This window comes from Gilliamella sp. Fer4-1, from assembly GCF_001690515.1.
Lineage (GTDB): Bacteria > Pseudomonadota > Gammaproteobacteria > Enterobacterales > Orbaceae > Gilliamella > Gilliamella apicola_C.
Map to the genome: position 1 here is coordinate 1 of NZ_LZGZ01000357.1, position 4,176 is coordinate 4,176.

Genomic DNA, 4,176 nt, shown 5'->3' on the forward strand with positions numbered 1-4,176 from the left:
AAAGCATTAAATTTTAATAATTAATTAACGTTATAACACACACATATCATCACACTTTTCCGGGGTGCCTTTTACTTGTTGTTATTAGGTCGGTTAAAGCGGATATGTGGAGGCATAACCCCAACGTCAAAATGAGGAAATCATGACTACAGTATCAATGCGCGATATGTTACAAGCGGGTGTACACTTTGGACACCAAACTCGTTATTGGAACCCAAAAATGAAACCATTTATTTTTGGTGCACGTAACAAAGTTCACATCATCAATCTTGAAAAAACAGTACCAATGTTCAATGAAGCATTAGCTGAATTAAACAAAGTTGCTGCGCGTAAAGGTAAAATTTTATTTGTTGGTACAAAGCGTGCAGCTAGCGAAGCCATTAAACAAGCGGCTGAAAGCTGTGGACAATACTATGTTAATCACCGTTGGTTAGGTGGTATGTTGACTAACTGGAAAACAGTACGTCAATCAATCAAACGTCTAAAAGATTTAGAAACACAAGCTAGTGATGGTACATTTGACAAATTAACCAAAAAAGAAGCACTAATGCGTGCTCGTGAAATGGCTAAATTAGAAAATAGCTTGGGTGGAATTAAAAATATGGGTGGCTTACCCGATGTGATTTTTGTTATTGGTGCAGACCACGAACATATCGCAATCAAAGAAGCTAACAATTTAGGTATTCCAGTCATTGCTGTTGTTGATACTAACTCAGATCCTGATGGTATTGATTACATTGTTCCTGGTAATGATGATGCAATCCGCGCAATTCAATTATATGTAAATGCGGTTGCTGAGGCAGTCCGTTCTGGTCGTGAACAAAACCAATCTCCAGTATCTGAAGAAAGCTTCGTAGAAGAAGCACCAGCAGCTGAGTAAAAACTCAAATATTTTCGGGTGGATGCTTGAGTGTCCACTCATTCTAATGAAAATCATCACAATGGTTAAATAGAGGATTAAAAAATGGCTGAAGTTACCGCTTCTATGGTAAAAGAACTGCGCGAAAGAACTGGCGCAGGTATGATGGAATGTAAAAAAGCATTAGTTGAAGCTAATGGTGATATTGAACTTGCAATTGACAACATGCGCAAATCAGGTCAAGCCAAAGCAGCTAAAAAAGCAGGTCGTGTTGCTGCTGAAGGTGTGATTATTTCTAAAATTTCTGCTGATAAAAAGTATGGCGTTATCTTAGAAGTTAACTGTGAAACAGACTTTGTTGCCAAAGATGCTGGTTTCCTAGCATTTAGCGAAAAAGTAGCAACAGCAGCTTTAAATGATCGCATGATTGATCTTGCTGCTTTACAAGCAAAATTTGAAGAAGAACGCACTGCACTAGTTGCTAAAATTGGCGAAAATATTGGTATTCGTCGTGTTGCTGAAATTTCTGGTGACGTAGTTGGTAGTTACCAACATGGTGCTCGTATTGGCGTATTAGTGGCAGCTAATGGTGCTGATGATGAATTAGTTAAACATATTGCAATGCATATTGCAGCAAGCAAACCAGAATATGTTGATCCAAGTGATGTGCCTGCTGATGTTGTTGAACATGAACGTAACATTCAAATCGATATTGCAATGCAATCAGGTAAACCACGTGAAATCGCTGAAAAAATGGTTGAAGGTCGTATGCGTAAATTCACTGGCGAAGTATCATTAACTGGTCAAGCTTTTGTTATGGATCCTTCTAAAACTGTTGGTGATTTACTAAAAGAAAAGAAAGCCACAGTCGCTTCATTCATTCGTTTTGAAGTAGGTGAAGGTATTGAAAAAGTCGAAGTTGACTTTGCTGCAGAAGTTGCTGCAATATCGAAACAATCTTAATTGTTTCAAAAAACCGCCGTTAAGGCGGTTTTGTTTATCTACAAAATATTTTAAAATTACGACAAGCTAATTTGTTAGCTTATTGAGTAATTAAACAACGAAATAGTGAGACTTCAATATGGTGACCCCTTTCTATAAACGTATTCTTCTAAAACTCAGTGGCGAAGCGCTACAAGGTGATGAAGGCTTTGGTATTGATGCAACTGTTCTTGACCGTATGGCGCAAGAAATAAAAGAACTGATTGAAATGAATGTTCAAGTTGCTGTTGTTATTGGGGGTGGTAATCTATTTCGTGGTGCAGGACTTGCTAAAGCTGGGATGAACCGAGTGGTTGGTGATCATATGGGGATGCTTGCAACGGTTATGAATGGTCTTGCGATGCGTGATGCGTTGCACCGAATTGAAGTTAATGCGCGTTTAATGTCAGCGATACCATTAAATGGCGTCTGTGATGATTATCGTTGGACTGAAGCAATCAGCTTGCTTCGTCATGGTAGAGTCGTTATTTTATCAGCAGGAACGGGTAATCCTTTTTTTACCACGGATTCAGCAGCCTGCCTGCGTGGTATTGAAATTGAAGCAGATGTTGTTTTAAAAGCAACCAAAGTTGATGGTGTTTATTCAGCTGATCCTGTAAAAGATCCGAATGCAACACTTTATAAGACGCTTAACTATGAAAAAGTATTAGATGATGAACTTAAAGTCATGGATTTAGCGGCATTTACATTAGCAAGAGATCATAATCTACCTATTTGTGTGTTTAATATGAATAAACCAGGTGCGTTGCGTCGCGTCATATTAGGTGAGCAAGAAGGAACATTAATTAGTAACAAAGCAACAGTAACCAGCTAATTATCTTTATCTTAAATAAGGCTTTTATTATGTTAAACGAGATTCAAAAAGAAGCGCAAATGCGCATGGAAAAAAGTATTGATGCATTTCAAAATCATATTTCTAAAGTAAGAACTGGTCGCGCATCACCAAGTTTATTAGATGGCATTATGGTTGAATATTACGGTAGCCCAACGCCACTTCGTCAACTAGCCAATGTTGTTGCTGAAGATGCAAGAACACTAGCTATAACTGTATTTGATAAATCATTAACGCCAGCTATTGAAAAAGCTATTTTAACTTCAGATTTAGGGCTTAACCCTGCGTCAGCAGGCACAGTAATTCGTGTACCTTTGCCACCGCTTACAGAAGAACGCCGTCGGGATTTAACCAAAATTGTTCGTAATGAAGCAGAACAAGGTCGAGTATCGATTCGTAATATTCGCCGTGATGCCAATGATCAAATTAAAGCATTGCTAAAAGATAAAGAAATATCTGAAGATGATGAGCGTAAAGCACAAGATTTAATCCAAAAAGCAACCGATGCTGCAATCAAAAAATTAGATGCTGTGCTGGCCGATAAAGAAAAAGAGTTAATGGAATTCTAATTTATCTTTTTTCCTTGCAAACGCTTAGTTCTATAAAACTGAGCGTTTTTTATTTACTAAAATGTTGCTATCTATTTTATATATATAATATTTTCAACTTTTCAGCACAAATAGCATGGGTATGGATAAAAACAAGATATATTAGTTTGTTTTAACTATTATTGAATATTCCAAGATAAACACTTTTTATTTTCATGGGCTTCCTTTAATGCTATAGATATTAATGATAATTCTTCTTCAGCTTTTTCCTTATCTATTGGATCTGATGATATTGCGGAAACAACTTTTTTATTCTGTATAAAATATCTTTTAGTAACCGTGAATACTACTTCTGACTTTATATTTTCATCATTGTCATCATGATAGTAAATTGGGACATTGTAATATTCAGCATTTGAGATAACTTGGTATCTATTACTGTTTTTTATAACGGTAATTTTTCCACGATAAGTTTCACCATAAATATTAATCTCAATCTTATTTTTGCGACATATTAATCCTGCGCCTTCTGTTGAAGGAATCGATTCAAGTGTTATCTCATCAGCTTTTGATGTAAAAGATAGGCATAGTAAGTTGATGAATATTAAATAAGCGAATCGTTTAATCATCTTGTTTTTCCGTCAATTACCTTATTTTCTAATTCAATTTCAGCTTGATTTATTTCTTGCTTTAATTAAAGCTATCTCGTATATAAAAATATTTCAAATTTATTTTGATGTTATTCATTGTTTTTTAGAATTATTTAAAACCCAAAATCATCATCTAGTTCATCTGCGTTTTTGCAATAATTATCTTCTTTTTGTGTACATTGACGAGAAAACACTTTATCTGAATCATTCGTGCTACGTCTTTTATAATTACATACCGAATTAAGTAAGGTATAGCTATGTTTTTTAGTGTCAAATTGAAAAGTT

At 35.6% G+C, this 4,176-nt stretch carries 5 protein-coding genes; 4 read left to right on the forward strand and 1 reads right to left on the reverse strand.

Annotation, left to right across the window (positions count from 1 at the left end):
• Nucleotides 1-142: 142 nt before the first annotated feature.
• The 4 genes from rpsB to frr all read left to right on the forward strand — a co-directional run bounded on the left by rpsB (nt 143) and on the right by frr (nt 3,262).
• Nucleotides 143-880, forward strand: a complete 738-nt coding sequence (rpsB, locus tag A9G30_RS12205) for a 30S ribosomal protein S2 (protein WP_065581553.1) — start codon at nt 143-145, stop codon at nt 878-880.
• A gap of 84 nt (nt 881-964) precedes the next feature.
• A complete protein-coding gene (gene tsf / locus A9G30_RS12210; protein WP_065568206.1) occupies nt 965-1,822 on the forward strand; it encodes a translation elongation factor Ts in 858 nt (285 codons plus the stop codon).
• Between the two features lie 118 nt (nt 1,823-1,940).
• Nucleotides 1,941-2,675: a UMP kinase gene (gene pyrH / locus A9G30_RS12215; protein ID WP_065568207.1), complete on the forward strand. Its 735-nt coding sequence runs from the start codon at nt 1,941-1,943 to the stop codon at nt 2,673-2,675.
• A gap of 29 nt (nt 2,676-2,704) precedes the next feature.
• Entirely contained in the window at nt 2,705-3,262 is a 558-nt protein-coding gene (gene frr / locus A9G30_RS12220; RefSeq protein ID WP_065589126.1) for a ribosome recycling factor, read from the forward strand.
• Nucleotides 3,263-3,420: 158 nt separating this feature from the next.
• Here the strand turns inward: frr and A9G30_RS12225 are convergent, their stop codons facing one another.
• A complete protein-coding gene (locus A9G30_RS12225; protein WP_065580044.1) occupies nt 3,421-3,870 on the reverse strand; it encodes a hypothetical protein in 450 nt (149 codons plus the stop codon).
• Nucleotides 3,871-4,176 lie beyond the last annotated feature (306 nt).